Annotated in this window: 1 protein-coding gene; it reads right to left on the bottom strand. The window is 58.9% G+C overall.

Translation table 11 applies throughout. The features are described from left to right. Positions 1-874, bottom strand: an 874-nt coding sequence (locus tag CPT76_RS35995; RefSeq protein ID WP_146116566.1) for a beta-ketoacyl synthase N-terminal-like domain-containing protein, incomplete at both ends; no start/stop codon positions are given.

Raw genomic sequence — 874 nt, forward strand, 5'->3', positions numbered from 1 at the left:
CCTGCTCACGCAGCTGCTCAGAGGTCCGTGCGGACAAGACGATCAGGTGCCCCGGCCGGCTTGCCGATACTCGCATAGGAGCTATAGCTTCTTCAATGACGACATGGGCGTTGGTTCCGCTGAAACCGAATGAGCTGACGGCGGCAAGCCTTGGGCGCTGCCCTTCCGGGGTCCATTCTTTCAGGCTTGTATTGACGTAAAAAGGGCTGTCTTCGAACGAAATGCCGGGATTGCCCTGGTGGAAATTCAGCGTAGGCGGAATTTGCCCGTGTTTTAAAGCGAGCAAAATTTTGATGATGCCGGCCACGCCCGCCGCGTGAGCGGCATGCCCGATATTGGTCTTGATCGAGCCAATCGCGCAGTAGCCGCTTCGGTCGGTATACTTACGGAAAGCTCGCGTAATCGCCTGGTATTCGATCGGATCGCCCAGTTTCGTTCCGGTGCCATGCGCTTCGACGACTTGAATATGCGAGGGATCGATGCCGTATTTGTCGTATACGCCGCACTCCAGCCTTTCCTGGGACAGGGCGCTTGGCGCGGTGATCCCGTTGGTCGTCCCGTCTTGATTGAGCCCGCTGCCCCGAATAACCCCGTAAATCCGGTCCCCATCTGCCAAGGCCTCCTTCAGACGCTTCAGCACCAGAACGCCAGCTCCCTCTCCGGGGACGAAACCGTCGGCACGTTCGTCGAACGTATAGCTGTGCCCTGTAGCCGATAGCATCCCCGCCTTGTTGGTGCTCAAATAATACCAAGGCGTTGACTGAAGGAATACGCCCCCGGCCAATGCCATGTCCGTCTCCCTGGACCTCAACCCCTGGCAGGCCAGGTGGACGGCGACCAGCGAACTGGAGCACGCCGTGTCAATGGCGATGGC

It is taken from the genome of Paenibacillus sp. AR247 (assembly GCF_002968895.1).
Classification (GTDB): domain Bacteria; phylum Bacillota; class Bacilli; order Paenibacillales; family Paenibacillaceae; genus Paenibacillus_AQ; species Paenibacillus_AQ favisporus.